General features: G+C 69.8%; 24 protein-coding genes and 1 riboswitch. Of the genes, 13 read left to right on the top strand and 11 right to left on the bottom strand.

From position 1 onward, the window contains the following. Positions 1–23: 23 nt before the first annotated feature. The gene (locus QQG74_RS06935; protein WP_341719469.1) at positions 24–2,012 is read right to left on the bottom strand and encodes a hypothetical protein; all 1,989 of its coding nucleotides are present in this window, start codon (positions 2,010–2,012) and stop codon (positions 24–26) included. 292 nt (positions 2,013–2,304) lie between these two features. Between QQG74_RS06935 and QQG74_RS06930 the strand changes: the two genes are divergently transcribed. The 10 genes from QQG74_RS06930 to QQG74_RS06885 all read left to right on the top strand — a co-directional run bounded on the left by QQG74_RS06930 (position 2,305) and on the right by QQG74_RS06885 (position 6,938). Next, a complete protein-coding gene (locus QQG74_RS06930) occupies positions 2,305–3,186 on the top strand; it encodes a helix-turn-helix transcriptional regulator (protein ID WP_341719468.1) in 882 nt (293 codons plus the stop codon). After that, the gene (locus QQG74_RS06925) at positions 3,179–3,370 is read left to right on the top strand and encodes a DUF397 domain-containing protein (RefSeq protein ID WP_341719467.1); all 192 of its coding nucleotides are present in this window, start codon (positions 3,179–3,181) and stop codon (positions 3,368–3,370) included. Before QQG74_RS06930 ends, QQG74_RS06925 begins: the two co-directional genes overlap by 8 nt. Before the next feature lie 176 nt (positions 3,371–3,546). Further along, the gene (locus QQG74_RS06920) at positions 3,547–3,741 is read left to right on the top strand and encodes a DUF397 domain-containing protein (protein ID WP_341719466.1); all 195 of its coding nucleotides are present in this window, start codon (positions 3,547–3,549) and stop codon (positions 3,739–3,741) included. A gap of 165 nt (positions 3,742–3,906) precedes the next feature. Continuing rightward, positions 3,907–4,167 carry a hypothetical protein gene (locus tag QQG74_RS06915; protein WP_341719465.1) on the top strand — a complete coding sequence of 87 codons (261 nt, stop codon included), beginning with the start codon at positions 3,907–3,909 and terminating at the stop codon, positions 4,165–4,167. Continuing rightward, on the top strand, positions 4,164–4,868 hold the full coding sequence (locus QQG74_RS06910) for a hypothetical protein (protein ID WP_341719464.1): 705 nt from the start codon (positions 4,164–4,166) through the stop codon (positions 4,866–4,868). Before QQG74_RS06915 ends, QQG74_RS06910 begins: the two co-directional genes overlap by 4 nt. Next, the gene (locus QQG74_RS06905) at positions 4,816–5,247 is read left to right on the top strand and encodes a hypothetical protein (RefSeq protein ID WP_341719463.1); all 432 of its coding nucleotides are present in this window, start codon (positions 4,816–4,818) and stop codon (positions 5,245–5,247) included. Before QQG74_RS06910 ends, QQG74_RS06905 begins: the two co-directional genes overlap by 53 nt. Positions 5,248–5,339: 92 nt before the next feature. Continuing rightward, positions 5,340–5,603, top strand: a complete 264-nt coding sequence (locus QQG74_RS06900; protein WP_204036660.1) for a hypothetical protein — start codon at positions 5,340–5,342, stop codon at positions 5,601–5,603. A gap of 12 nt (positions 5,604–5,615) precedes the next feature. Then, a complete protein-coding gene (locus QQG74_RS06895) occupies positions 5,616–5,876 on the top strand; it encodes a hypothetical protein (RefSeq protein ID WP_341719462.1) in 261 nt (86 codons plus the stop codon). Beyond that, complete coding sequence (locus QQG74_RS06890) at positions 5,873–6,526, top strand: hypothetical protein (RefSeq protein ID WP_341719461.1); 654 nt, start codon at positions 5,873–5,875, stop codon at positions 6,524–6,526. Before QQG74_RS06895 ends, QQG74_RS06890 begins: the two co-directional genes overlap by 4 nt. Continuing rightward, positions 6,513–6,938, top strand: coding sequence for a hypothetical protein (locus QQG74_RS06885; protein WP_341719460.1), 426 nt, complete (start codon positions 6,513–6,515; stop codon positions 6,936–6,938). The genes QQG74_RS06890 and QQG74_RS06885 overlap by 14 nt, the downstream gene beginning before the upstream one ends. A gap of 184 nt (positions 6,939–7,122) precedes the next feature. On the opposite strand, the gene QQG74_RS06880 is transcribed toward QQG74_RS06885, so the two are convergent. Continuing rightward, entirely contained in the window at positions 7,123–7,854 is a 732-nt protein-coding gene (locus tag QQG74_RS06880) for an alpha/beta hydrolase (RefSeq protein WP_341719459.1), read from the bottom strand. 255 nt (positions 7,855–8,109) lie between these two features. Next, positions 8,110–8,225: riboswitch (SAM riboswitch) on the top strand. 15 nt (positions 8,226–8,240) lie between these two features. Between QQG74_RS06880 and QQG74_RS06875 the strand changes: the two genes are divergently transcribed. Together QQG74_RS06875 and QQG74_RS06870 are read left to right on the top strand one after the other, a co-directional pair. Next, entirely contained in the window at positions 8,241–8,867 is a 627-nt protein-coding gene (locus tag QQG74_RS06875) for a GNAT family N-acetyltransferase (RefSeq protein ID WP_341719458.1), read from the top strand. A gap of 139 nt (positions 8,868–9,006) precedes the next feature. Beyond that, positions 9,007–10,332 (top strand): AAA family ATPase, encoded by a 1,326-nt coding sequence (locus QQG74_RS06870; RefSeq protein ID WP_341719457.1) that lies wholly within the window; start codon positions 9,007–9,009, stop codon positions 10,330–10,332. Positions 10,333–10,809: 477 nt separating this feature from the next. Here QQG74_RS06870 and QQG74_RS06865 read toward each other — a convergent pair whose 3' ends face one another. From QQG74_RS06865 to QQG74_RS06830, 8 genes are all read right to left on the bottom strand, one after another. Beyond that, positions 10,810–11,961, bottom strand: a complete 1,152-nt coding sequence (locus QQG74_RS06865; RefSeq protein WP_341719456.1) for a serine hydrolase domain-containing protein — start codon at positions 11,959–11,961, stop codon at positions 10,810–10,812. 142 nt (positions 11,962–12,103) lie between these two features. Beyond that, positions 12,104–13,759: a SulP family inorganic anion transporter gene (locus QQG74_RS06860; protein ID WP_341721154.1), complete on the bottom strand. Its 1,656-nt coding sequence runs from the start codon at positions 13,757–13,759 to the stop codon at positions 12,104–12,106. A 41-nt stretch (positions 13,760–13,800) separates the two neighbouring features. Next, positions 13,801–14,139 (bottom strand): metalloregulator ArsR/SmtB family transcription factor, encoded by a 339-nt coding sequence (locus QQG74_RS06855; protein ID WP_341719455.1) that lies wholly within the window; start codon positions 14,137–14,139, stop codon positions 13,801–13,803. 230 nt (positions 14,140–14,369) lie between these two features. Next, on the bottom strand, positions 14,370–16,298 hold the full coding sequence (locus tag QQG74_RS06850; RefSeq protein ID WP_341719454.1) for a cellulase family glycosylhydrolase: 1,929 nt from the start codon (positions 16,296–16,298) through the stop codon (positions 14,370–14,372). A 427-nt stretch (positions 16,299–16,725) separates the two neighbouring features. Continuing rightward, a complete protein-coding gene (locus tag QQG74_RS06845) occupies positions 16,726–19,257 on the bottom strand; it encodes a glycoside hydrolase family 2 protein (RefSeq protein WP_341719453.1) in 2,532 nt (843 codons plus the stop codon). Then, positions 19,254–20,096, bottom strand: a complete 843-nt coding sequence (locus QQG74_RS06840) for a carbohydrate ABC transporter permease (protein WP_341721153.1) — start codon at positions 20,094–20,096, stop codon at positions 19,254–19,256. Before QQG74_RS06840 ends, QQG74_RS06845 begins: the two co-directional genes overlap by 4 nt. A gap of 68 nt (positions 20,097–20,164) precedes the next feature. Next, positions 20,165–21,157: a sugar ABC transporter permease gene (locus QQG74_RS06835; protein ID WP_341719452.1), complete on the bottom strand. Its 993-nt coding sequence runs from the start codon at positions 21,155–21,157 to the stop codon at positions 20,165–20,167. Between the two features lie 116 nt (positions 21,158–21,273). Beyond that, on the bottom strand, positions 21,274–22,551 hold the full coding sequence (locus tag QQG74_RS06830) for an extracellular solute-binding protein (RefSeq protein ID WP_341719451.1): 1,278 nt from the start codon (positions 22,549–22,551) through the stop codon (positions 21,274–21,276). A 285-nt stretch (positions 22,552–22,836) separates the two neighbouring features. On the opposite strand from QQG74_RS06830, the gene QQG74_RS06825 reads away from it, so the two are divergent. After that, a complete protein-coding gene (locus tag QQG74_RS06825; RefSeq protein WP_341719450.1) occupies positions 22,837–23,862 on the top strand; it encodes a LacI family DNA-binding transcriptional regulator in 1,026 nt (341 codons plus the stop codon). 23 nt (positions 23,863–23,885) lie between these two features. On the opposite strand, the gene QQG74_RS06820 is transcribed toward QQG74_RS06825, so the two are convergent. Beyond that, positions 23,886–26,171 carry a bifunctional diguanylate cyclase/phosphodiesterase gene (locus QQG74_RS06820; RefSeq protein ID WP_341719449.1) on the bottom strand — a complete coding sequence of 762 codons (2,286 nt, stop codon included), beginning with the start codon at positions 26,169–26,171 and terminating at the stop codon, positions 23,886–23,888. Positions 26,172–26,283: the final 112 nt, after the last annotated feature.

Below are 26,283 nucleotides of genomic sequence, written 5' to 3'. Positions count from 1 at the left end.
CTCCCCCCGCGACACGACCATGTCTACCAGCTCGGCGGCTCCAATTCGGTAAGCAGGCGTACGCCGTCGTCGTCGTGCAGGTGCAGGGTGCAGCCGGCGCGGGTGAAGCGGACGGTCAGAATCTGCCCGGCGTGCCGGGCGGCCAGCCGCAGCAGCACCGGCACCGGGTCGGCGGGTAGGTCATTCGGCGCGGCATCCGGCGTCGGGATCGGGATCGCCGGGTCCACCGGCACCACTTCGGCGATGGTGTCGGGCAGGCATTCGACGCACCAGGCGAGCGCCGTCTCCAGGGTCGGGCGGTAGGGCCACTCGTCGGGGCGTACCGGGGCGTCGCGGGGTCGCAGGTCGACCGACCAGCGCAGCCCGTCGAGGCGCAGCGGATCGTCGGCATTGTGCCGCAGGTCGCAGAGGCTTACCTCAAGCGCAAGGTCCAGGCCGAGCCCGAGCCGGACCAGCTCGGTAAGCGGTGGGGCGTCGGGGCGTACCGCCGTCACGATCAACCGGGCCGCGGGCTGGCTCCGGCCGGCGGCGCGTACCTGTTCGGCCACCGGGTCGGCCCCGGCCCAGGGCAGTGTGACGTACCCACCGCACAGGTCCTGATCGATCTCGTGCCCACCGTCGGCCTCGGCCAAATCCTCGGGGCGTACGCCGAGGATGGGCGCCCAGGCGGCGAGCCGGTAGCGGTCGGGCAGCCGGACCACCGGCTTGCCGCCGGGTTGCGTGGCGGCGAGCGTGACCTCTTCCGACGTGCCGGCGTGCCAGGTCAGGTGCAGCACCCGGTGCCGCAGGTCGGTAAGCGTGATCGTCACCGCCTGGTACCGCCGGTGGGTGTCGTCGCAACTGAAGCAGGCAAGCGCCGAGGTACGCAGGCCGGCACCCCGGCAGTCCGGGCAACCGGCATCGGCGGTACGACCACCGAGCCGACAGTCGCAGCTACGCAGTCGGCTGCCGGGTACGCAGTCCGGGCAGGGCCGCCAGCCGATCTCCGCACCCAGCCAGGACGGGTCGGGCGGGGTGAAGCCGCGACGCAACGGCACCCGCACCCGGCGGAGAACCTGACCGGTGGGCTGCTCCACCAGTTCCTCGGTTGGCTCGCCGCCGCGCAGGCTGGTGTGCCACCAGCGTCCGTCCCGCCAGATCGCCTGCGCGCCGAGCAGCTCGACACCCTCGACCGGATCGACACAGTCGGCGAGAATCCGGCGTTCCAGCTGGTCCACGTCGACGGTCGGCACGGCAGGCAGCCCGGCGGTCGGTGCGGCGGGCAGGCGCTGCGGGGCGGGCTGCACCAGCCGGGCGGCGACGCCCCGGCCGCGTTCGGCGAGCCCGGCGAGCGCGTCGGTCACGTCGGTGCCGATCAGCGCCTGTGGCAGGTCGAGCCGCCCGGTCCGGAACATCGGCACCGGCGAGCCGGGCACCTCGTACCTGACGTCCCAGCCCAGGCCCTCCCGCCGTACCTCGATCACCAGGTCGAGCAGGAGCAGGTCGGCCAGCGCGCAGAGCCGGGCCAGCCGGTCGGCCGGGTCGACCGGCGGCGCTTGTCGGCTCCGGCCGAGGAACAGCCGCCAGGGCATGTTGTCGAATCCTGCGATGACCTGGGCCTCCAGCTCCAACCGCTGCACGGCCGGCGCGTCGGGTCGCCACTGCGGCGGCAACAACAGCGTCAGTCTTTCGTCGGTGACGGTCGCGCCGACGCTTGCGGCCAGCTCGCGTACCGTCCGGCCCAGGTCGACCACCCAGCCGGAGTGCGTCCGCTCGGGGGTGAGGCCGCCGGGCACGACGTTGTGCGAGGCGACCGCGCCGCTGTCCAGGTTGGCCACGCTGAGCACCAGCTGCGCCCGCCGTCGCCCGCGCCGCCGACAGCGATGACAGGGGTACGCGACACTGCCCGCACCCCGACACTGCTCACAATCCCGGTACGCCTCCCGGCGCTCGGGCGAGGCTGCCGCTGTTTCCTCGGCCAGGAACCGGTCACCGAAGCTGGTGCACCGGCAGGGCAGCAGCCGAAAGGTCATCCCGGCACAGTCCGGGCAGGTTATGACGGTCACCGCTCACCCGCCGGCTTTCCGTTGGTGCACTGTCGTGGTGGAAAGAATGCGCGCACGGGTTGGCACCACCCCTTCTGCATGGGACGGATGAGTTCGGAATTGACGTCGCGGTCATCGCCGTTGTCAGACTCATCTTGTAGGGTCGGAAAAGCCATCACAATGAATGTCGCGTCATACTGATCAACTGCTTGATCGCACCAATTCCGAGTTCCACGATCGCCGTCAGGATGTTGCAAAACCCAACAGGAGGGAGGGTGCGATGGCCGAAGACATGGGGTCGACAGTGCCCCGCCGCCAACTCGGCAGGACCCTGCGTGACCTGCGCACCGAGGCCGGCATCACGCTCGACGCCGCCGCCGAGGCGCTGGAGTGCAGCCGACAGAAGGTGTGGCGGATCGAGAGCGGCCTCGGCTCGGTACGCGGCGTCGACGTCCGCGCCATGTGCGACCTGTACGCCGCCCGTGGCGAACTGACCCGGGCGCTTACCGCCCTGGCTGCCGAGACGAGAGCGAAAGGCTGGTGGCACGCCTACGGCGACGCCATCCCCGACTGGTTCGAGCTATACGTCGGCCTCGAAGACGCGGCGTGCCGACTCCGTTTCTTCAACGAGGCGATGCTGCCGGGATTGCTGCAACAGCGGGACTACGCGCTCGGCGTCTACCAGCACCGCACGGAGGTGAGCACCGAAGAACGGGAACGGCTTGTGCAAGTCCGACTCCAGCGCCAATCCCTGCTCACCCGCCGGATGCCCGCGCCTCCAACGCTGGATGTGATCATCTCCGAGTCGGCTCTGCTGCGCACGGTGGGCAGCCCCGAGACCATGACAAATCAGCTACATCACCTGCTGACAATCTCCGAGACGCCAACCAATTCAATCCGAGTCCTGCCGCTCACGGCTGGGTTGCATCGTGGCGTGGAGGCAGGCTCCTTCGTGATGCTCAACTTCCCGCTCAAGAACCGCGCGACTCCTGAACCGCCCGTGATCTACAGCGAGTCCTGGACGGGTGCTCTCTACCTCGATCGCCCCGAAGAGTTCGCTGCCTACGAAAAGGTGTGGGCGAGCCTGGAACAGCTCGCCCTCGATGAAGCACAATCAAGACACCTGATCAACAAGATCATCGGGGAGGTCCACCATGGTTGATCTGACCGGCGCTCGCTGGCGCAAGAGCACCCGCAGCGGTAGCAACGGCGGCGAGTGTGTCGAGGTCTCCGACAACCTGCCCGGCGTCGTCGCCGTACGCGACAGCAAAGACCCGCACAGCTCTGCCCTCACCTTCACCCCCACCGCCTGGGCTACCTTCGTCAAGGCCACGAAAGCTCGCTGATCGGCCCGAGATGCCTCACGTGAAAGTGGGACAGCTTCCGAGCGCCGACGTCTGCCCCCTTCACGAGTAGCGGGTCTGGGTGCATCTGTTGTTGCTATCACGACAACAGATGCACCCAACGAGCACCAGACCGACGTCAAGAGCAACTGATCGAAAAGTGATCGAGGAGGCTCACCGTGGTTGATCTGACCGGTGCCCGCTGGCGCAAGAGCACCCGCAGCGGCGGCAACGGTGGCGAGTGCGTCGAGGTCGCCGACAACCTGCCCGGCATCGTCGCCGTACGCGACAGCAAAGACCCGCACGGCCCCGCCCTCACCTTCACCCCCACCGCCTGGACCACCTTCTTGGCGTCCACCCGCAAGAACCGCTGACGCTCGAAGCGCAACCGGCCCAAAACCGTGGACAGGTTCCGTCAGCAGACCTGTCCACGGGCTTTTCTGGTGCCCTACAGCAAGCCCTGAGTTCCGCAGGCGGTGCTCACACCGTCGCCCTCAGCGGGGCTGCGCTGGACTGTCCCGCTCGGATACCGTCCTCGCGTGGCAATCGGTGACGTCAAGGCCACCATCCGACGCGGCAACCAGTCGCTCAACGATGCCGAGAAGAGCGTTGAGATGGCCAGCGCCCAGTTACGCGACGCCTCCGCCTTGGCCATCGCCACTCTTCACGACAGCCAACGCGAGGAGGCGGAGGACGCCAGGCAGACGCTGCTCGCCGCAGCTCGCGAGGTTGAGCTGACTCTGCGCCGAATCAACGCTGCCAGGGAGCACGCCGACGCATACTTGGGCGCTATCGGATGAGCGCGAGTCTGGACGCGGTGGTCTCACAGCTCCGTCAGGTAATCGGGACTCTGCAAGGCGCTGCCATCGTCGCTCGGCGTGCGCAGGAAGACGCCAGCCAGGCCACCACCCACTACACCGAGGCCGCGCGCGGCACCAGCCATCCCAACTTGACGGGCGCTGTGCAAGAAAGTGAGGCAGCCAGGGGGAAGGCCGTCAGACTCGCCAATCTCATCAGCAAGGCAGCCGACAGCGTTGCCGCCTTCTCCAACGCCGTAGTTCCCGGCTCCGCCCCCACGGCGCCCTCCGAGGCCGCCATGCCCTCGGGCGAGACGCTGCTCTCCGAGAGCGTTGAACGCGAATCCGGTCGACGGAACGTCGGGTCCTTCCTGAGTACGATGACCCGGAACGTCGAGGACCTTCAGGACAACACCCAGAAGACCGTGAGCGCAGCGCGGGAAGCCTTCAACTTCATCCGAGGACCGCAAGGCCCGACAGGAACGCAGGCCGGCACCACTACACCGAGCGCCAGCCCAACCCTGGGCCAACGTCTCGCCAACGAGGCACCGGACACCGCAGGGCACTTGGTCGTCGTTGGGCTGGTGGCCGGCATCGCCGTCCACCGCTCCGTCGTGTCGATCCGCAAAGGGATAGCGAGGTTACGAAACCGTGAGCGTACGGACGGAATTCAGCGACCTGATTCGCGCGATGGCGCGTCGTGACTGGGGCACGGTAGACCAGATCCTGGACGGCTTGGAGACCACGGGTTGGCGCGGCGGCAGCCAGGTGATCGGCGCGGCTTTCGCCATCGCAATCAACGACCGCTTCCCCGCCAACCCCTCGCCGACCGACGTGGCTCGGTTCGTAGCCGAGACGCGATCGCAGTTCCCGGACGCGCAGTCGCTTCCCACGCTGGAGATGGAGGGACTCGTCCGGGCAGCGCTCGGCGAGGTCAAGCTGATCGAGAACCTCAACCCCGAGACGGCCCTTCAGATACAGATTGTCCTCCTCGGCAAGCTGCTCCAGGACCGCGACCAAGACGAAGCACAGCTTGAAGAGTTCATCGCCGACGTGGAACGGACCGCAGCCGACCACCTGTAGCTACCGGGCTGCGAAGCGAAGTCATCTCCGATAGTGTCCGCCCGACTACGCAAACGTGATCTGCGCTCGCGGACGATCGACGGAGGGACAGCATGGCCAGCATCGAAGAGGTCAAGGCGGCGCTGATGCAGGCAGCCGAGCAGGGCAATGCCACGATCAACCAGATCCGGGCCGCCGCCGAGAACACCGAGCAGATGCTGACCCGGCTACGTGCTGTCGCTGCCGGCACCGGCCACCCCACGATCGCCGAGGCCATCGCCCGAGGAGAGCAGAGCAAGCAGCGCCTGGCCGAGGCCATGACGCTCGTGCAGGGCAGCTCGGAGGCCGCCCGCCGCTACGTCGGCATTCTCGGCTGACCGTCGACCACCATGAGTGTTGGCGAGGTCAAGGCGACCCTTCACGCCGCCATCGAAGCCGTCCGCCAGGGACAACGGGTGTTCGACCAGGCTGTCTCCGAGGCCGAAGCAGCAACCGGCACGGCGAACGCCATCCTGCGCGGCAGCCAACACGAGCACGTGACCGACACTCATCAGGCACTCGCCGCCGCCAAGGCAGAGGTCGAACCGACTCGCCGCCGCTTCGCAGGCACCGCCGAGAACGCAAGCGACTACCTCACCCGACTCGGATGAGCGGCAGCATCGCCGAACTGGTCGCACGGCTTCTCGCCGTACGCGGAAAGCTTGATGCCGCAGCGGTCACCGCGCTGCGCGCCCGGACGGACGCCGAAGTGGCCTTGGCGCGGCTGGTCGAGGTGCAGCGCGGTAGTAGCGACCACCGGTTGCGCGCCGCCGTCGCGGACGCCGAGGTGGCCCGGGACAAAGCCGGCCGCTACGCCCGCCTGCTGTCTGAGGCCGCCAGCCATATCACCGCGTACGTCAACACGATCGCCCCCGGCGCCGCGCCCGCCGGACCAGATGATGCGGCTTCACCGTCCGGCGAACGCCTGGTCGCGGAGACGGAGGAACGCAACCGCAAGGGCGAGGCGTTCCTCCGCCGGCACGTCAAGAAGGCAGACGATACCGAGGACACCCTCAAGCAGACCGAGCAGGCCATCACGACCGGCTTTCGCGAGCTGCAAAAGGGCCTGAAGGGATCGGGATCGAGTGGTAGCACGACGTCCACGGCCTCCGACCCCGGCACGCCGGTCGACCGCCCTCAGTTGGAGCACCCGGTCACGTCGGTCATCATGGCTGCTGGCGCAATCGTCGTGGGATTTCGAGGTGTCTGGAACATGGTGAAGAAACACCGCGAGAGGAAGCGATCTGATGAGCAGCCCTGAGATGGTCGACTACATCCGGACGATGGTCAGAGGCGATCACGAGGCCAACGACCGGATCGAAGCCCGCCTCGATGAGATCGGCTGGGACGGCTTCCCGACGCTGCTCGGTGCGGTCTTCTACTTCGCCGTCAACCGGCGCTTCGACGAGCGGACATCCGCAGGCGAGATCATGCGGTTCGTTGCCGACATGCGAGCAGCTGCCCCCGCCGGCACCCCGGAGATCGACGCCAACGCAGCCGAGACGCTGATCCGGGCCGCTGTGGATCCCGATGTCGAGACGGCCATAGCGCCCCAGATGGCCGGGCGGATCCAGGGATTGGTGATCTTGGAAATCTTGGGCAATGGCGCTGTCGGTGACGACGAGCTGAACGAGCTTCTCGCTGAAGCAGCAGCGCTGGCCACCAGGTTGTGAGCCCTGCATCTTCCGGCTGACAAGCCACACGGCCTCTCACGAACAAGTAAGTCCTAGCATGTCGGACAGCGAGCTGGACGTCTTTCTCGCCGAAGCGGTCGACCTGTCCTCGCGTCCCTGATCACTCGACGCTGATCGGGTACGTTGCCCGGATGAGCGGGCAGACTGCCGGCCGGGCTGACCTCTACTTCAGGTGCCGGATGAAGAACCGGTTCGCGCCTTCTCCGGCGTAATGCGGGATGCCGGTGTGTCCGCCCATGTTGGCGTGCAGCGCCTTCTCCCGGGAGCCGAAGGCGTCGAACAGATCCAGCGCCAACTGCCGGTCGTTACCTTCGTCGTCCCATTGCAGCAGCACCTGCAACGGAATGCTGACCTGCCGGGCTTCCTCGAACATGCTGCGGGGCACGAAACTCCCGGCGAACAGAAGGGCCGCCCGGATGCGCGGCTCGACCACCGCCAGCCGGACGCCGATGGCGATGATCCCTCCCGAGTAGCCGACCGGGCCGCCGATTTCGGGCAACGCAAGCAGGGCATCGAGGGTGGCCCGCCATTCCGGGACGGCTTTGTCGACAAGCGGGAGGACGAGCCGGTCGACGATCTCGTCGTCGACCCGCTCGCCGGCCTGCAACGCCCGGCGCAGGTCGGCGCGGGCCTCCTCGACGGCGAGGAAACGGGGCCGGTTACCGCCGCCGGGAAGCTCGATGGAGGCTGCGGCGAAGCCCTCCGCCGCGCAGTGCTGGGCCCGGGCCACCAGTCGGGGATACATCATCGGCAGTCCGCCGGGGTGGCCGAGCAGAATCAGCGGCACCGGAGCGGTTACGGAGGGAGGCGTCCACAGGATGCCGGGGATCTCGCCGAGGGTGAATTCGCGCTCGCGGACGCCGTCGTCGAGGCGCTGTTCGGAAATGAACTCCATGGTCGTACCTTTCGGGAGTGCGCTGAACGGCGCTCCCGGACGACCTATCGCCCGACCGTGACCCCTGAGGGGAGCACCCATGTCGACACGTTCACGGGTACCACCTCCTCGGTTTCTCGCACGGCCTCCGGAAAGCTAGCAGCGGTTGCCGTGGCCCGCCAACAGGTTATCGCGGAGGCTACGGCGCGGTGCGAACTGCCTCGGACAACCGGTGCAGGACGCCGGAAGTGCGGCGGAGTTGGTACGGTCTACACAGGTCATGAGCGCCAGCGCGAAGCCCCGGCTTGCTGGCCGGCAACCCTCCGATCGTGGGCGGGGTGCTCCGGGTGAGGACCCGGCTCGGCACGAGTGATGTCGAGCAAGCTGCGAAGCCCGGAGGTGCTTTCGTGCCAACTCCCATCTCCAGCCAGGACGGGGAATCCGACCAGGCATTCAAGCAGGACGATCTGCTGCGAGTACGCCTCGCCGACGTTGACGACGCCGGGCAGATCGCGCTGCTGCACGCCGACAGTTGGCGTCGCTACTATCGCGGCGCGTACTCCGATTCCTTCCTCGACGGCGATGTCGTCGCCGACCGGCGCTCGGTCTGGTCGACCCGCCTGGCCGACCCCACCCGCAGCCGGACCGTGGTGGCCGAGGACGGCGGCCGGCTGATCGGCTTCGTCCATGTCATGTTCGACCATGACCCGCAGTGGGGCAGCCTCGTCGACAACCTGCACGTCACGTACGACCAGCACCGCACCGGTGTCGGCACCGCGCTCCTGGCCCACGCCGCCCGAGCCGCGGTGGCACACGCGACGACCCACGGCCTTTACCTGTGGGTGCTGGAGCAGAACACCGCGGCGCAGCGGTTCTACCAGGCTTGCGGAGCCTGCCATGTCGAGACGGCGACGGTGTCACCACCCGGCGCCGACCCGTCCCGACTCAACGGCTCTCCCCGCAAGTTCCGAATGGCCTGGCCGGACGCCACCGGCCCAAGCCAGCTCGACACGGCCTGTGCGAGCACGCCCTGACACTTCCTCCGTCGGCCTGTACGCCCTTTGCTCCGGCACCCGGCAGCAGCACCTGCCCATGAAGGGCTTCCCCCACCTCTTCGTGGTTTACTCGCAGAGATGCGTTTGTAACCGCCCACCAGGTAGGGGCACACCGCCGATGCTGCTGAGTTTCCGCTTTGCCAACCACCGCTCGTTCCGCGACGAGCAGCAGCTCAACCTCACACCGGTCTACGGAGACAACATCGAGGCGGGTGGGCCTCCGACCCCGGCTGTCAGGGTTGTCGGCATCTTCGGGGCCAACGCGTCCGGCAAGTCCAACTGCCTCGGCGCTCTGGCGTTCATGCGGCAGATGGTCGTGGAGTCTGACCGCGCGGTCGAGCCCGGGGTGGGGCTGTTCCGCGAACCTTTCCGACTGGATCCTGAGAACGTCGGGCAGCCATCACGTTATGTCGTAGACCTTATGCTCGGCGACGTCCGGCACACCTACGGGTTCACGATCGACGACGATCGGGTGCTTGAAGAGTGGCTCTACCACTATCCGTTGGGCCGCAAGCGACGCATCTTCGAACGCGATGGGGACAACTTCGCCTGGGGCGAGGAGTCAGGCCGGCGGCCCCTGGAGCAAATTGCAGAGATCACCGCGCCAGCTGCACTTTTCCTCAGCACTGTTGCCCGCTTCGGCCACAGCCGTCCAGAGCCGGATCCGACGAACCCGCAACCGCTGCACAACACTTACCGCTGGTTCTACCTGGCAGGCCAGCGGATGGAACCCGAGATGGTCTTGTCCAGCCTTCTCCGTCCTAACGACGCGGATGACCAGGACATGCTCCAGTTGGCCGTTGAACTGTTGCAAGCTGCCGACGTCGGAATCGTCGGCGTCGTGGTCAACCCAAGACCGAGCGAAAGCACTCACGAGCCGGCACTGCCGACTGATCGCACATTCGTTCAGCGGCGGGCTCGTCGGTGGGCGGTGCTCGAACGATCGAGGATCCAGTTCGCCCACCAGGGCCCCAACGGCACCGCTCTGCTCGAACTTCGAGACCAGTCGACCGGTACCCGGCAACTTCTCACCCTGGGGCTGCACGCCGCCGCGATGCTCCGGACCGGTGCCACCATGCTGATCGACGAGATCGACGCCAGCCTGCACCCGATTTTGACCGCCAAGCTCATCAGCCTCTTCCGCAGCCCGGAGGCCAACCCGCTGGGTAGTCAGCTCATCTTCACCAGCCACGACGCCGCGCTGCTCGGCACTCTCGATGCGGAGGAGATCCTGCGCCGCGACGAGATCTGGTTCGTGGAAAAGGACGACCAAGGCGCTTCCTCGCTCTATCCGCTGACGGATTTCAAGCCTCGGAAGGAAGGCGAGAATCGACAGCGTCGGTACCTGAACGGCAACTACGGTGCGGTGCCGGACCTTTCGACCCACCTGTTCGAGCAGGCACTCACCAACCGTGGAGGTACGGATGACGCCTCGACGTCGTGAGCGCCAAACGGGTCGCATGGTGCATGCGGGCGGCCGGGAGACGGACCTGCGCAGAGGGCCGGCAACACGGGAGCAGCGGCGGACCGTACTGGTCACGACGAACGGCGAGTCCACCGAGCGCGCCTACTTCGAAGCATTGAAACGGGAACCTTGGGTCAGTGTCAGGGTCGCGGTCGCCGTCGAGCGCGGTTCACCCGTCGATCTGGTACGTGGCACGTACCGCCGGCAGCAGGAGAACGACTACGACGAGGCGTGGGCCGTCTGTGACGTCGACCATTACTCGCCCGGAGAGGCTTCGGAGACAGCCCGAGCGTCAGGGGTGCGTTTGGCAGACTGGGACAAGACGGCACTGAACTTCGACAGCTTTCGGGATGGGGTTGCGACCGCATGCCAGCGAGCAGCACGACTCGATCCGCCGCCCGCAGGAAACCCCTCGACCTCGGTAGGTGATCTCGTCACCGCGCTACAGCGGTCGAGTTAGTCGTCGATTGCCTGGTAGACGGCGTTCCAGAAGTCGTGCCAGATGGGCAGCGTCTGGTCGCCGAAGTGCGCCCGCTGCATCATGAGGATCGTCGTCAGCTCCTCGGCGGGATCGTTGTACCAGGCGGTGCCGTAGAAGCCGGGCCATCCGTAGCTGCCGACCGAGGGGCCCAGCAGCGTACGACGGGTCCGGACCGACATTCCGAAACCCCAGCCCATCGCGTCGAAGTAGCCCGGCCAGAATCCGGAGATCGCCTTCTGTTCGGCAGACAGGTGGTCGGTGGTCATCAGGGTCACCGCCGGCCGCGAAAGCACCCGCTCGCCGCAGTGGGCGCCGCCCGCGAGCAACGCCGAGGCGAAGGCGAGGTAGTCGTCGGCGGTCGAGACCATCCCGCCGCCCCCTGACTCGAATGTCGGCGGCCGGCTCCACCGCCCGTCGGGGGTGTCCTCGACGATCGCCGCACCGCTGGGGGCGCTGTCCCGTTCGTACGCCGTGGCGAACCGATCCATGCTCTCGCCGCCCACGCTGAACGCGGTGTCCTTCATCCCGAGCGGGTCGCAGATCCGCTCGCGCAAGGCATCCTCGAAGGACATGCCGGTGGCCCGGGCGATGAGCACACCCGTCACGTCGGCGGCGGTGTGGTACATCCAGCGCTCGCCCGGCTGGTGGACGAGTGGAAGCCGGCCGAGCCGGCCGAGCCACTCGTCCGGCGACGGGCTGCCGAGGGTGTCCAGCGCATCGGCGATCGGAACCGTTCCCGGCTGGGCAGGGACCATGCCGATGCCGAGGGTGTAGGTCAGCAGATCCCGCAGCGTGATCGAACGCTGCGCCGCAACGGTGTCGTCCAGTGGCCCGTGCGGATCGGTGAGCACGGTCATTTTGGCCAGCTCGGGGAGCAGGTCGTCGACCGGGTCATCGAGCCGCAGGGTGCCGTCCTCGACGAGCGTCATCGCACACGCGGCGGCGATCGGCTTGCTCATCGAGCCCAGGCGACAGATCGTGTCGCCCGCCATCGGCGTGCTCGATCCGACGCCCTCGAACGCGAGCCTGCCCGTCGCCACCACGTGCACCTCGCCCTTGCGGGCGAGGACGGCCACCGCGCCCGGAACAAGGCCGGACTCGACGTGCCGCTCAAGCAGCTGCCGCACGCGAACCAGCCGTCTCGACGAAAAGCCGCCAGCAGCCACCTGTCTTCTCCTCGCCTCGCCCGTTTGCAAATTACCCGTCGCACGACGATCCCACGGTCCCTACGGATACGGCGCCAGTCAATGAGCGGGGTCGCCTCCCCGGTCACCCGGTGGGGGCCAGGGCGAGGGCTCGGGCGTACGCGATGGCGGCCGGGGTGTCGGCGAAGACCAGTCCGTCGCGGCGCAGTTGGTCGGCCACGCCGAGGGCGTCGAGCACCTGGTCGTGGCCGGGTACGACGCCGGAGAGCAGCACGGTGATGCCGCGTCCCTGGAGCCGGCGGATGGCGTCGCCGAGAACGTGGGCACCGGTGGCGTCGATGGTGGAGACCCGCGACATCCGCAGGATGACCACCCGTACGTCGGCGACGTCGGAGAGCCGGAGCAGGAAGTTGTGCGCGGCGGCGAAGAACAACGGCCCGTCCAGCCGGTAGGCCACGATGTGCTCGGCGAGCAGGGCCTGCTCCTCGGCGGTGTGCTCGCTGGCGTCGAGCGGCACCTGTTCGAGTTTCACGCTGCGGGCGATCGCGCGCAGCGCCACCACGACGGCCACGCCGACGCCGACGGCCACGGCGGAGACCAGGTCCCAGATCACGGTGACGGCGAAGGTCAGCACCAGCACGAGCGCGTCGCCCCGGGTGGCGCGGGCGAGCGCCCACAGCGACGCCGCCTCGACCATCCGTACCGTGGTGGCCAGCAGGACTCCGGCCAGGGCGGCGAGCGGAATGCGGCCGACCAGCGGGGCGGCAGCCAGCACGATGCCGGCCAGCGCCACCGCGTGGGTGAGCGCGGCCAGCTTCGAGACCGCTCCGGCCCGTACGTTTACGGCGGTACGCGCGATGGCCGCAGTGGCCGGGATGCCGCCGAACAGCGGGGAGGCCAGGTTGGCCAGGCCCTGCCCGAAGAGTTCCCGGTCGGGGTCGTGCCGCTGGCCGACGGTCATCCCGTCGGCGACGGTGGCCGAGAGCAGACTCTCCAGCGCGGCAAGCGCCGCCACCGCGAACGCGGCAGGCAGCAGCACACCCACCGCCCCGAGGTCGAGAAAGTCCAGCGACGGCGCGGGCAGCGCCTGCGGCAGCGCACCGATCCGGACCAGGTCGACCGGCGCGAACTCGGCGAGCAGCGTGGCGGCGGCCACCGCGAGCAGGGAGAAGGGCAGCCCGGGACGCCACCGGGCACCGAGCAGCATCACCGCCGCGACACCGAGGGCCACCGCGACGGCGGCCGGCCGAGGGTGTACGACGAAACGGGCGACCGCGTCGGCCGCCACCGCCCACACCCGGTCGCCCTGTGCGTCGGTGACGCCGAGCGCGGCCGGTACCTGTTGCAGGGCGATGACCACGGCGATGCCGGCGGTGAAGCCCTCGATCACCGGCACCGGCAGGTAACGGACGTAACGGCCGAGGCGGGCGAGGGCCAGGGCGATCAGGATCAGCCCGGCCAGCGCACCGACCATGAGTACGCCTGTCGACCCGAACTGCGCCACGACCGGCACCAGCACCACTGTCATCGCGCCGGTCGGGCCGGAGACCTGGAGGTTCGAGCCGCCGAAGACGGCCGCCACCGCACCGGCGACCACGGCGGTGATCAGACCGGCCTCCGCGCCGAGCCCGGAGGTGACCCCGAAGGCGAGCGCCAGCGGGAGCGCGACCACGGCGACGGTGAGCCCTGCGACGAGGTCCCGCCGGGGTGAGCGGCGTACCGAGTGCCAGTCGGCGCGGCCGGGTAGCAGGTCGCGGACGCGGTGCCAGGCGGCGGACAGGGTCGGTCCGGCCGGGTTGACCGGCCTGGTGTCGGTGGGCGTCACCGGTCTGGTCCGCCGGCGCGCAGTTCGTCCAGCAGGGCGTCCCGGTCGGTGAGCACCGCGCCGAGGATCCGCCGGCCCGCGGCCAGCAGGTCGGCGACGTCGGGCGTGCTCAGCGCGTACATCACCAGGGGGCCGTCGCGGTACGAGGTGACCATGCCGGCCCGGCGCAGCACGGCGAGCTGTTGGGAGAGATTCGACGCCTCCACCTCGATGGCGGCGAGCAGGTCACGTACCGGCTTGGGGCCGTCCTGGAGCAGCTCCAGCACCCGGATGCGGACCGGATGCCCGAGCGTGCGGAACAGCTCGGCCTTCGCCTGGTAAAGCGGCACGGACACGGCTCAGTCTCCTCCCGGCGCCACGAACGGCATGGTGAAGAGTTTATCACTTGCAGAATTCTTCAATTCGGAGAGCACTCGCCTACACGCCGCAAGCGGTGGGGACCGCGCGCCGGCCCGGTACCCCACCGCTGCTCTGCCCCTCGCCCCGGCGCACCGTGGGTGCGGCCGGGCGGCCCTACCGCCCACCCGGCGCGAAGGCCCCGGGTGCGGCCGTACGACCGGGTGGCCTACTCGGCGCGGAGGTGATCCAGGTCGTGGGTGCCGGGGCTGACCCAGATCAGGATCCCGCGTACGTCCGCCAGGGCCGAGGTGTCGCAGGACATCTCGGTGAGCAGGTCGATCTCGACCGTGGTGGTGGAGCCCTGGTTCACCCAGCCGAAACTCGACTGGCACCAGGCCCAACCGGCACCGGTCTGCACGGCGATCGAGGTGGAGGTGCCCGCCGAGGCCGAGGTGCGCACGTCGTAGCGGAGCACCGCCTTGGTCGACAGGTCGACCGGCTCGGGCAGGGCCACCCCGAACCAGCCGCCACCGGTCGCGCTGACCCGCAGGCCGTACGTGCCGTCGGTGGCGAATTCGTCGGTACGGTCCAGGGTGCCCGCGTCGGGCTGCCAGTCACCCGGCGCCCAGCCCTCCAGGCCGGTCTCCCAGGAGGCGAGCCGGATCGGGTCGCCGGGCGCCGGCTTGACGGTGACGGTCAACTCGGCCACCTTCGACCGCCGGCCCGCGTTGTCTTCGACGGTGTACCCGGCGACGACCCGGCCCTGGAACCCGTCCGCCGGGGTGAACACCACCGACCCGTTGATGCCCAGCGCGAACCGACCGCCGGTGACGGACACCGCGCGCTGCTGTCCGCGTACCGTCGGATCGAGGTCGATGGTGGACGGCCGCACGGTTGCCGCGTACGCGATGTCGTTGCTCGTCGGGGTGAGGGTGACCGGCGTGCCGGCCGCGGTGACCGCGGTGTCGTGGTCGGCGACCGGCGGGCGTGGCCGGAAACCCCGGCGGATGCTCTCCCCCGCGTTGCTCAGGGTGGTGCAGACCGGGCTGGGGCAGTAGACGGTGTAGCCGTCGTAGTCCGGATAGAGCGTGCCGTCGTCGGAGACGCCGGAGAGGATCCAGTACAGGAAGCCGGTGCCGCCGGTGCGGCTGAAGGTGTCGGTCCAGCGCTGGTAGACCGGGTTGCGGGTGGCCCGGTCGTGCCAGCCGAACTCGCCGAGCAGGGCCGGCTTGCCGATCCGCTTCGCCTCCCGGTTGTGCCGCTCGATCCAGCGCACGCTCCAGTCGGCGTCGGTGCCCCAGTGGTCCGGGTACAGGTGATAGCCGAGCACGTCGACGGCGGGCAGTCGGCTCAACGCGATCGAGTCCACGCCCTCACCGCAGTTGACCGTCCAGTGGCCGGCGTCCGGACCGTCACAGAAGAAGCCCTCGTCGCCGACGCCGACCAGGTGCCGGCGGTCGACGGACTTGATGTGCCGGCTCATCTCGTCGGCCCAGGTGGTGATCGTGTCGGTGGAGCACTGCGGCGACGGCGGATAGACCCCGGAACCCTTGCAGCGCGGCTCGTTCGCCAACTCCCAGGCCATGATTGTGGGATCGTCCTTGTACGCCACCCCGGTCACCGTGTTGACCCGGTTGAGCAGATGCGTCACCCAGTCCCGGTACCAGCCACGGATCACCGGGTCGGTGTAGAAGTCGTCGTGGTGGTCGGCGCCGCGCCAACGGACGTACTGGTCGATGCCGCCGAAGTCGCGCCAGTTGTTGGTCAGCGGGATGATCACGCGGATGCCGGCCCGGCGGGCGGCGGCAAGCACGTAGTCGAGGCGTTGCAGGCCGTCGGGCCCGCCGTTGATCACGGGCCGCTCGCCGTCCCAGTGCTGGAACCACACTCCGTCGGCGGGCCCGTGCACCGAGTCGGTGCCGTCGGGCGTCCCGATGTCGAGGAATCCCCAGTGCCGCAGCACGGTGAAGCCGGCCGCCCGCGCGTCGGCGAACACGTCGTCGACCATCGCCCGGGACTTGTACATCAGGTAGTAGTTGTTGGTGCCGGCGAACCGGAACGGCTTGCCGTCGGCGTACAACCGGTCGCCCTTGCGTACCACGAAGCCCTGGCCGCCGCCCGCCACCTGGCCTGCCGCCGCCTGGCCTGCCGCCACTTGGCCAGGTGCCGCCTGGGCCGCCGCTTGGCCTACCGTCGCCTGGCCTGCTGTCGCGTGGGCTGCCACCTGGCCTGCTGTCGCGTGGGCTGCTGCCTGGCCTGCTGTCGCGTGGGCTGCCGCCTGGCCTGCTGTCGCGTGGGCTGCCGCCTGGCCTGCTGTCGCGTGGGCTGCTGCCGCCTGGGCCCTCGCTTGGCCAGGTGCCGCGTGGGCCGCCGCGTCCGCCGGGGGTGCGGGCGGGCCTGTCGGGGGTACGGCCGCCGCCGGCCCGGCAGCCGTCGTCGCCAGCAGGCCGGCCAGGGCCAGCAGTACGCCGCCCAGTCTTCTCCTCATCGGATCCCCCTTCGGGTGGTGGTGTTTTCAGGGGCTTGTTTGTTGTTAAGAAGGGGCCCTTCCTCTACACGAGGCGTTAATAGGGGGCCCTTCCTTACCGGTCGTTCACGCAGCGGAGGGTGGGGCGGCTGGTGAGCGCGACGGGGTCGAGCGGCGCGTCAGCCCGCACCGTGAACGTCGCCGACTCGCCGGGGAGCAGGGTTATCAGGGCGTCGTCGACCTGGGCGGACGGGTCGAGGCGGTCCGGGAAGAGGGTCACGTCGCGCAGCATGGTGCGGGCGGTGACGCGGACCAGTTGGCCGCCGTCGACCGACTCGACCGTGGCGTCGTACCCGGCCGACGGGTAGTCGATGTCGCGGTCCTCGGCGAAGAACCAGAGTGCCCGTTGGGTCGGGTCGCCGGTGTCGGCGACCAGCAACTCCTTCCGGGGCTCGTCGGGCCGGGTCAGCTCCGCCGGCAGCGTCACGGTCGCCGTCGCGTACCCGGGGACGTCCAGTTCCACTGTGGTCTTCGACATCGGTTCCCCGGTCAGGGCGAGCCGGGCGACGGTGGTCGACGCCCGCCACGGTCGACCGCTGTCGTTGACCGCGACCAGGGCCAGTCCGCCGTCGCGGGGTTGGATGGTGAGCAGCCGGTCGGCGTAGGCGCGGCGCAGGGCGTACCAGAGTGGTTTGCGGCGGCCGTCGCCGTCGATCGCCGCCCACGAGGTGACCGGCCAGCAGTCGTTGAGCTGCCAGACGATGGTGCCCATGCACACGCCCCGGTGAGAGCGGAAGTGCTCCACTCCGAGCTGGATGGCGCGCCCCTGGTTGAGCTGGGTGAGCCAGTGCCAGTCGTCGAAGTCGCGGGGTGCCGGCAGGTGCGCGTCCAGCCCCCGGCGCAGCTTCAGGTCACCGTCGGCGGCCTTCTGGTGGTGCGCCATGCCGGGCGAGTCGGGGGCGAGGGGCTCGTCGGAGAGCGCCCGGCGCAGCGTCGCGTACGCGGGAGGGCCCTGGTAGCCGAACTCGGCGACGAAGCGGGGCAGGTATTCGCGGTACTTGACGTAGTCGTCGGAGTTCCACACGTCCCAGATGTGCATGGTGCCGTACGCCGGGTCGTTGGGGTGGATCTCCTCGCTGCCCGACCAGGGGCTGCCCGGCCAGTACGGTCGGGTCGGGTCGAGGTCGGCGACGATCCGGGGCAGCAGCTCAAGGTAGTAGCCCCGCCCCCAGCTGCGCCCGGCGAGGGCGTCCTGCCAGCCCCAGTCGTGCCAGCCCCAGATGTTCTCGTTGTTGCCGGTCCAGAGCACCAGCGAGGGATGCGACGCGAGGCGGACCACCTGCTCGGTGGCCTCGGCGGCCACCTCGGCGTGGAACGGTTCCTCCTCCGGATAGGCCGCGCAGGCGAACAGGAAGTCCTGCTGCACCAGCAGCCCGCGCTCGTCGGCCAGGTCGTAGAAGTCCTCCGACTCGTACCGGCCCCCGCCCCAGACCCGCAGCAGGTTCACGTTGGCCCCGATGGCCTGGTCGAAGCGGTGGGCGAGACGGTCCCGGGTGACCCGGGTGGGAAAGGCGTCGTCGGGGATCCAGTTCACCCCGCGTACGAAGATCGGCACGTCGTTGACGTGCAGGGTGAACGGTGCGCCGTGCTCGTCGGGGGTGGTGTCCAGGCGTACCGCGCGGAAGCCGATCCGCCGGTGCCAGTCGTCGAGGATGGTGCCGTCCGGTCCGTGCAGGGTGACCGCCAGCGGGTAGCGATGCTGGGCGCCGTGGCCGTGCGGCCACCACAGTTCGGGTTCGGCGACGGTGAGGGTAAGCACGGCGGCCCGCTGCCCCGCCGCGATGGTGACCTCGGCGGTCACCCCGGCCACCTCGGCCTGCACGGTGAGCGGCACGTCGGCGGTCGCGTGGGCCGCTTCGGGGTGGCCGGCGGTCGGCTCGGCGGGCCCGGGGCGCGGCGCGTCGGTGGCGCGTTCGACCTCCACGTGCAGCTCCACCCGGCCGGTGTCGCGCTCCACGGTGACAAGTGGGCGCACCAGCGCCAGCCGGGCGGTCGACCAGCCGTGCAGGCCGATCTCCTGCCAGATGCCCGCGGTGACCACCGTCGGACCCCAGTCCCAGCCGAAGTTGCAGGCCATCTTGCGGATGAACTGGAACGGCTCCGGGTAGGCGTTGGGCCGGTCTCCGAGCCGGTCGCGGTGCGCCTCGGCGTACCGGTAGGCGGAGTCGAAGCGTACGGCGAGGGTGTTGTCCTCGGCGCGGAGCAGCGACCCGACGTCGAAGCGGTAGCCGCGGTGCATGTTCTCGGTGCGGCCGAGCTCGACGCCGTTGAGGCTGAGCGTGGCGACCGTGTCCAGCCCGGCGCAGACCAGGTCGAGGCGGTGGTGGTCGCCAGTCGGCCGGTCGAAGGTGGTTTCGTAGCTCCAGTCGGTGTGCCCGATCCAGCTCAGCGCGGTCTCGTTGTCGTCCAGGTACGGGTCGGGAATCAGCCCGGCGGCGAGCAGGTCGGTGTGCACGCAGCCGGGCACGGTGGCCGGCACTGTCCGGCCGTCGATGCCGGCTGGCAGTTGCGGGCCGGGTGCCGCTCGCAGCGTCCAACCCTGGTGCAGCGCCAGCCGGTCCGGCCCGGTCCCCCGCGCGTCGCTCAAGACTTCACCGCGCCTTCCATGATTCCGCGGACGATCTGCCGACCGCCGATGACGAGCATGATCAACAGTGGCACCGTGGCCACGAAGGCTCCGGCCAGCACCCGGCGGTAGATCACGTAGTTGCCGCTGGCCAGGTCGGAGATGGCCACCATCGAGGTGGGGTAGTCGGTGCCGTTGAGGGTGATCAGGGGCCACTGGAAGTCGTTCCAGGTGGCCACGAAGGTGAGCAGGCCGAGCACCGCCAGTGCCGGACGCACGGCGGGCAGGACGATGTTCCAGTAGACCCGCATGGTGCTGGCGCCGTCGATGCGCGCCGACTCGACCAGTTCGTCCGGCACCGCGTTGACGATGAACTGCCGCATGTAGAACACGCCGAACGCGGTGACCATGCCGGGCACGATCACCGCCAGCAGGGTGCCGTTCCAACCCAGCTCGCCCATCACGATGTAGAGCGCCACCACGCCGAGTTGGTTGGGCACGGTCAGGGTGAGGATCACGAAGAGCAGCAGTGCCCGGCTGCCCTTGAACCGGAGCTTGGCGAAGGCGAACCCGGCCAGCGAGCAGAAGAACAGCACCGAGGCGGTCACCACGGTCGCGACGATGACGCTGTTCACCAGGGAGGCGGCGAAGTAGACGTCCTGCATCGAGAAGACCTCGTCCAGGTTGACCAGGAACTGGTCGCCCGGGATCACCACCGGCGGCAGTTGGGCGGTGGCCTCGTCGGTGCTTGTGGCGATGACGAACATCCAGTACAGCGGGAACGCCGCGAACAGGGCGGTCACCGCCAGGAAGGCGTACGTCCAGAATCCGCCCGGGGTGTCCTGCGGCGCCCGACCCATCAGGACGGCCCGCTTACGCCCGGTCGTCGGTGCCGGCGCGGGCTCGCCGCGCGGCGGGGCAACGGTCGTCACTTGCGTCCCCCTGACAGGCGGTTGGTCAAGTAAGTGTTCAGGGCGGCGACCGCCAGGATGATGAGGAACAGCGCCCAGGACATCGCGGCGGCGTAGCCGAGATTCAGGTCCTTCCAGCCCACCTTGTAGATCAGCTGCGCGACGGTCTGCCACTCACCGCCGGCCCCGCCCCGGGCGGTCTGCGCGTTGAGGTCGAAGAGCATCGGCTCGGTGAAGAGCTGGAGCCCGCCGATGGTGGAGAGCACCACCGTGAAGATCACCACCGGACGGATCATCGGTACGGTGATCCGCCAGAGCTGACGCCACGGGCCGGCGCCGTCCAGCGCGGACGCCTCGTAGACGTCGCGCGGGATGGACTGCATCGCGGCCAGGTAGAGCAGCGCGTTGTAGCCGATCCACTTCCAGTTGACCATCGTGGCGATGGCGATCCAGGAGTGCAGCTTGTCCGCCCGCCAGTCGATCGGGTTCTCGGTGCCGATGCCGATCAGCCCGAGCGCCCAGTTCGCCATCCCGAGATCACGGGAGAAGAAGACGTTGAAGACAAGCGTGGAGGCGGTGATCGGGGTGATGTAGGGCAGCAGGACGCTTACCCGCCACCAGGTCTGCGCACGCAGCCTACGGTTGAGCATCGACGCGATGACCAGCGCCAGCAACAGCTGCGGGACCGTGGAGAGCAGGAAGATACCGAAGGTGTTGTAGAGCGCGTTGCCGAAGTCGCCGTCGCTGAAGAGCCGGCCGAAGTTCTCGAAGCCGGCCCACCCGGTCAGCTCCGGGTCGTCCAGGCGCCAGTGGCGCAGCGCCACCACCCCGTTGAAGATCATCGGGAAGAGCCCGAAGACGAAGAAGAGCAGGAAGAACGGCGCGATCAACAGGTACGGGACGACCCGTACGTCGAAGCGGTGCAGCCGGTCATGCCAGGTCATTCGCCGGCTTCGGGCGGGTGGGGGGCGGCGGGTGGTCGGTTCGGGGGCCGCGCGCGTGGCGGACATGGGCACTCTCCAGGTGCGGACGGACGGATGCGGCGGAAGACGGGTGCCGGAAGGCGCGGGCAGGCGTACGCCGGGGGCGGCGCGGGCTGACCGTCACCCGCACCGCCCCCGCACGGCTACTTGCTGGCCTTCTCGGCTTCCTTGATCGCCTCGGCCCAGGCCGCGTCCGACTTGAGCGTGCCGTTCTGCACCCGGTTGAGCACGTTCTCCACCGCGACCCGGGTGGGGCCGTTCTTCTTGCCCAGGTACTGCGGCGTCAGGGCCTGCGCCATCTTGGGGAAGATCTGCCCGACCGGCGCGGAGTTGAAGAACTCGTTCTTGAACTCCGTGATCGCGGGGTCGGTGTAGAGACCCGGCTGCGACGGCAGGTTGCCGACCGTCTTGAAGATCTCGATCTGCTGCTCGGGCTGGATCAGCCAGTCCAGGAACTTGTACGCCTCGTCGACGTTCTTGCCCTGCTTGGGAATGGTCAGGAAGGAGCCGCCCCAGTTGCCACCGCCACCGGGCACCGCGGCGATGTCCCACTTGCCCTTGGTGCCGGGCGCGGTGTTCTGGATGTGCCCGAGCATCCACGCCGGGCAGGCGAGCACCGCGAACGATCCGCTGGTGAAGCCCTTGTCCCAGTCGGCCTGGAAACTGGTCAGGTTGGCGGAGATGCCGGCGTCGACGGCCTTGACCGCGTAGTCGAAGGCGACCTTGGGGCCGCCCTCCATCTGCAACTGGTCACTCTCGTTGTAGAAGCCGACCGGCTGCTGGCCCAGGATCGGGTTGAACAGGTTGGTGCCGTTGTCGATGAACTTCTTCTTCGTCTTGGCGGTGTACTGCTGACCGACCTGGATGAAGTCGTCCCAGGTGGGCCAGAGCGCGGAGACCTGGTCCCGTTCGGTGGGCAGGCCGGCCGCCTCGAAGAGGTCGGTGCGGTAGCACATGGCCAGGCCGCCGACGTCGGTGCCGAGACCGATCTGGGTGTTGCCGTCGGGCGAGAGCGACTGCTTCCACTTCCACGGCAGGTAGTGGGTCTCGTGCTTGCCGGCGCCCTTGTCCAGCAGGTTGACGAACTTGTCGGCCTGGCCACGGAACTGGACGATGAAGCCCTCGTCGATGGCCGCGATGTCGGGTGCGCCCGAGCCGGCGATCAGCTTCTTCTGGAGGTCCTCGTGCTGGGCGTTGAACTCGCCCGAGTTGAGGGCGATCTTGACATTGGTGTGCTCCGCCTCGTACTTCGCCTTGAGATCCTGGAGGCCGAAGTCGCCCCAGAAACTGATCGTCAGCGTGACCGCACCGTCGCCGCCGGAGCCGCCGGTGGTGCTGCGCCCGCTGCACGCCACGACCATCGACCCGACCACCAGACCTACGGCTGCGACCCGCAGCCAACGAGGCGTAGACCGTCTCATGACCCATCCTCCGAGACCATGTGGGAACGCTCCCTAGATCGAGGAACGTCGACTGAACCGGATAAGTGAGGCCACCGTACGGGCGCGATTCCACAGTGTCAACGGCCGGTTAACGACGTACCCGACACGTAATCCGGGCACCGCGCCGGCTCCCCGGAACGCCCCGAAGGGCCGCGCGGCGGCGCAGCCCAACGCCACCACCCGGCACGCTGAACGGATCACCCCTGCGGTGCGCCCGTAGACTGAACCGAACAAGCTGCGGATGGTTCAGGAGGACGTACCCGGGTGAAGCGACCCACCATCGCGGATGTCGCCCGGCGGGCGGGAGTTTCCAAGGGCGCCGTGTCGTACGCGCTAAACGGTCAGCCGGGGGTCTCCGAGGCGACCCGACAACGCATCCTGGCCATCGCCGCCGAGATCGGGTTCAGTCCGAGCAGCGCGGCCCGTGCCCTCTCCGGCGCGACCGCCCGGGCGATCGGGCTGATCCTCGCCCGGCCGGCGCGCACCCTCGGCATCGAGCCGTTCTTCATGGAGCTGATCAGCGGCGTGGAGGCGGAACTCTCCGCCCGGTCGTACGCGCTCACCCTCCAGGTGGTGGCCGACCAGAGCGCCGAGATCGAGGTCTACCGGCGCTGGTGGGGTGAGCGGCGGGTGGACGGGGTGCTCGTCTGCGACCTGCGTACCGACGACCGCCGGGTGCCCGTACTTGAGGAGTTGCGCCTGCCCGCCGTGGTGATCGGCGGCCCGACCGGCACCGGCAGCCTGCCCAGCGTCTGGTCCAACGAGGCGGCGGCGCTCGTGGAGACCGTGGAGTACCTGCACGCGCTGGGACACCGCCGGATCGCCCGCGTGGCCGGCCTGCCGGCCCTGCTGCACACCGCGATCCGGACGCAGGCGTTCGCCGAGGTGTGCCAGCGGCTCGGGCTGACCGAGGCGGTCACCGTCTCCTCGGACTACACCGGCGAGGAGGGCGCCCGGGCGACCCGTCGCCTGCTCAGCTCCCGGCTCCGGCCCACCGCCGTGATCTACGACAACGACGTGATGGCGATCGCCGGGCTCTCCGTGGCCCAGGAGATGGGTCTCGCCGTCCCGACCGATCTGTCCATCGTGGCCTGGGACGACTCCCCGCTGTGCCGGCTGGTGCACCCGCCGTTGACCGCGCTCGGGCGGGACATTCCGGCGTACGGCGCGCACGCGGCCCGGCAGCTGTTGCAGGTGATCGAGGGCTCGCCCGCGACCGGGCTGGAGGACGAGACCGCGCACCTGACCCCCCGGGGCAGCACCGGTCCACCGCCGCCGAACGCCGACTGAACCGGTTAAGTTTCCATCGATCATCACCGTGATGTGGAAGGAAACTCCTCGAAGTACGCCTCGACCCGCTCCGCGGTCGCCGGACGGGCCAACTCGAACCCCTGGCCGTAGCGGCAGCCCGCCCGGTACGCCCCGTCGACCTGGTGGGCGGATTCCAGCTCCTCGGCCACCACCTCCAACCCGATGCGATCGGCGACGGTGACCACCACGTCCAGCAGTGGACGCTGATCCCCGCTCGTCGCGACCAGTTCCGGCCCGACCTTGAGCAGGTCGATCGGCAGCCGCCGCAGCTGCGCGAGCGAGGCGTGCTCAGCGCGAAAGTCGTCGAGCGCGGTGCGGATGCCCATCGACCGCAGCCCGGCCAACCGCGCCACCACGGTCGGCAGTTCGGCACCCACCCGTGGCTCGGAGACCTCCACCACCAGTTGGTCCGGCCCCAGCCCGTACGCATCAAGCACCGCCACCGTCCGGGGCACGAAGTCCGGCGAGGTCAGCTCGCGGACGGAGACATTCACCGCCATCCACAGCCGCCGACCACCGGCGGACCAGTCGGCCAACTGGCGGCACGCCCGGTCCAGCACCCACGTGCCCAGCTCGCCCACGATGTCGAGATCCTCGGCGACCGGCAGCAGTTCGGTCGGGAACACCGTGCCGAGCACCGGGCTGCGCCAGCGCAGCAACGCCTCCGTGCCCACCGGCCACCGGTCGGTGAGCCCGAGCACCGGCTGGTAGACCAGATCCAGCTCGCCCCGGGCGACCGCGCCGGGCAGCTCCCGCTCCAACTCCAGCCGGCGCACCAGTTGCTCCTCCAGGTACGCGTCGTACCACTCGATCCGGTCCCGGCCGAGCTGGGCCGCGCGCCGCCGGGCCAGGTCCGCCTGCCGCAGCACGTCCTCCGGGCCGCCGTGGGCGAGTTCGGCGAGCCCCACACTGGCCCGGGAGCGCAGCACCGCCCCGGAGACCTCGTACGGCCGGTCCAGCTCGGTGAGCAGCCGTGCGCCAAGCGCGTACGCCAGCACCGGCCCGGCCCCGGTGATCACCGCGAGCCCGCTTCCGGCCAGGTCGAACAGCTCGTCGTCGGGGGCCACCACGGCCCGCGCCCGGCGGATCGCCTCGGTCGCCACGTCGTCGCGGACCGCCATGCCGGGCAGCTCGGTGAGGTGCAGGTCGACCACCAGCAGCGCGCCGACCGGCGGCGCCGGCCGGGCCGCCAGGGCCCGCAGCAGCGCGGCGCGGCCGGCGGGCACGGCAGGCTCGATCGCGGTGGCCGGTTCGGGTGCCGGTTCGGGTGCCGGCGCGGTGGCTGCGGCGATCAGCAGGTCCGGGTCGGTGTCGCTCGGGTGGTCCGGGTCGCTGCGGAGCAGCTCGCGGGCCACCAGCGGAGGCACCGCGGCGAGGGCGAGCAGCACCGCGACCCGGTCGGGCAGCCGGCCCACCTGCAACTGGTGGACGATGGCCAGCACCACCCCGGCCGCCGGGACCAGCGCCCGCGGCCAGACCAGGGTGGCCCGCCGGGGCGGGTCCCCGCCCGGCTGCACCACGCGCCGCACCCCGTCGGCCACCAGCAGCACCCCGACCACAAGCGGTCCCACCGCCAGCAGCGCCACCCGGCCGGCGGTGGGCCCGGCCGGCAACGCGGCCAGCAGCACCAGCGCGAGCAGGGTCAGCGCGGCACCGACCCGGCTCCGCGCGGCGCCGGCGTTGCGGTGTGCCCCGGTAAGCACGGTCAACACGTCGCCGGCCAGCAGGCCGAGCGCCGCCGCCGTGGCCAACCGCGCCGCGGCCGGCACACCTGCGTACGGCAGCAGCAGCCAGGCCACGAGCACCAGGCCGAGCCCGGCCACGGCACCGTCGAACAGCCGGCGCAGCCGCACCCGGGTCGGCGGGCGCGGCCGGCGGGGCAGGCTGAACAGGCCGATGCCGAGCAGGGCGGCGGTGCCGACGAGGCCGGTGGCGGCGGCTGCCGGTCGGTATCCGGCGGAGGCCAGCGGCAGTACCGCCGCAGTCAGGCCGGCGGTCACCACCCCGGCGTGCAGTAACGCGGCGGCCCGGCGTGGTCGGGCGGCCCGGCGTCGGGCGAGCCGCCCACCGGGGCGGCGGGCAGCCGGCCCATCGGGGCCGATGGCCAGCCGGGACAGGCGTACGCCGGCCAGCGTCGAACCGGCGGCGCCGGCGAGCGCCACCACGGCGAGGGCCGGCACCGGGCCGGTGGTGCCGATGGCGACCAGCACGGCGACCACCGTGAGGACGCAGGTTTCCGGCAGGATGCGCCGGTGGACGACGGCGCGGAGGACTGATGCGACGGGCACGGCGTTCGCCTTCGTGAGGGGACACTGCGGCGGTGCGGCGGTGCGGCGGACGGCGACATGGTAGTCGGCCGCCCACCAACGGTGAACGAGTCAGTACGCGAGTCAGTGACGA

The organism is Micromonospora sp. FIMYZ51 (assembly GCF_038246755.1).
Lineage (GTDB): Bacteria > Actinomycetota > Actinomycetes > Mycobacteriales > Micromonosporaceae > Micromonospora.
Note: the sequence above shows the minus strand (reverse complement) of the source record. Positions and strands in the feature narration are given on the sequence as shown.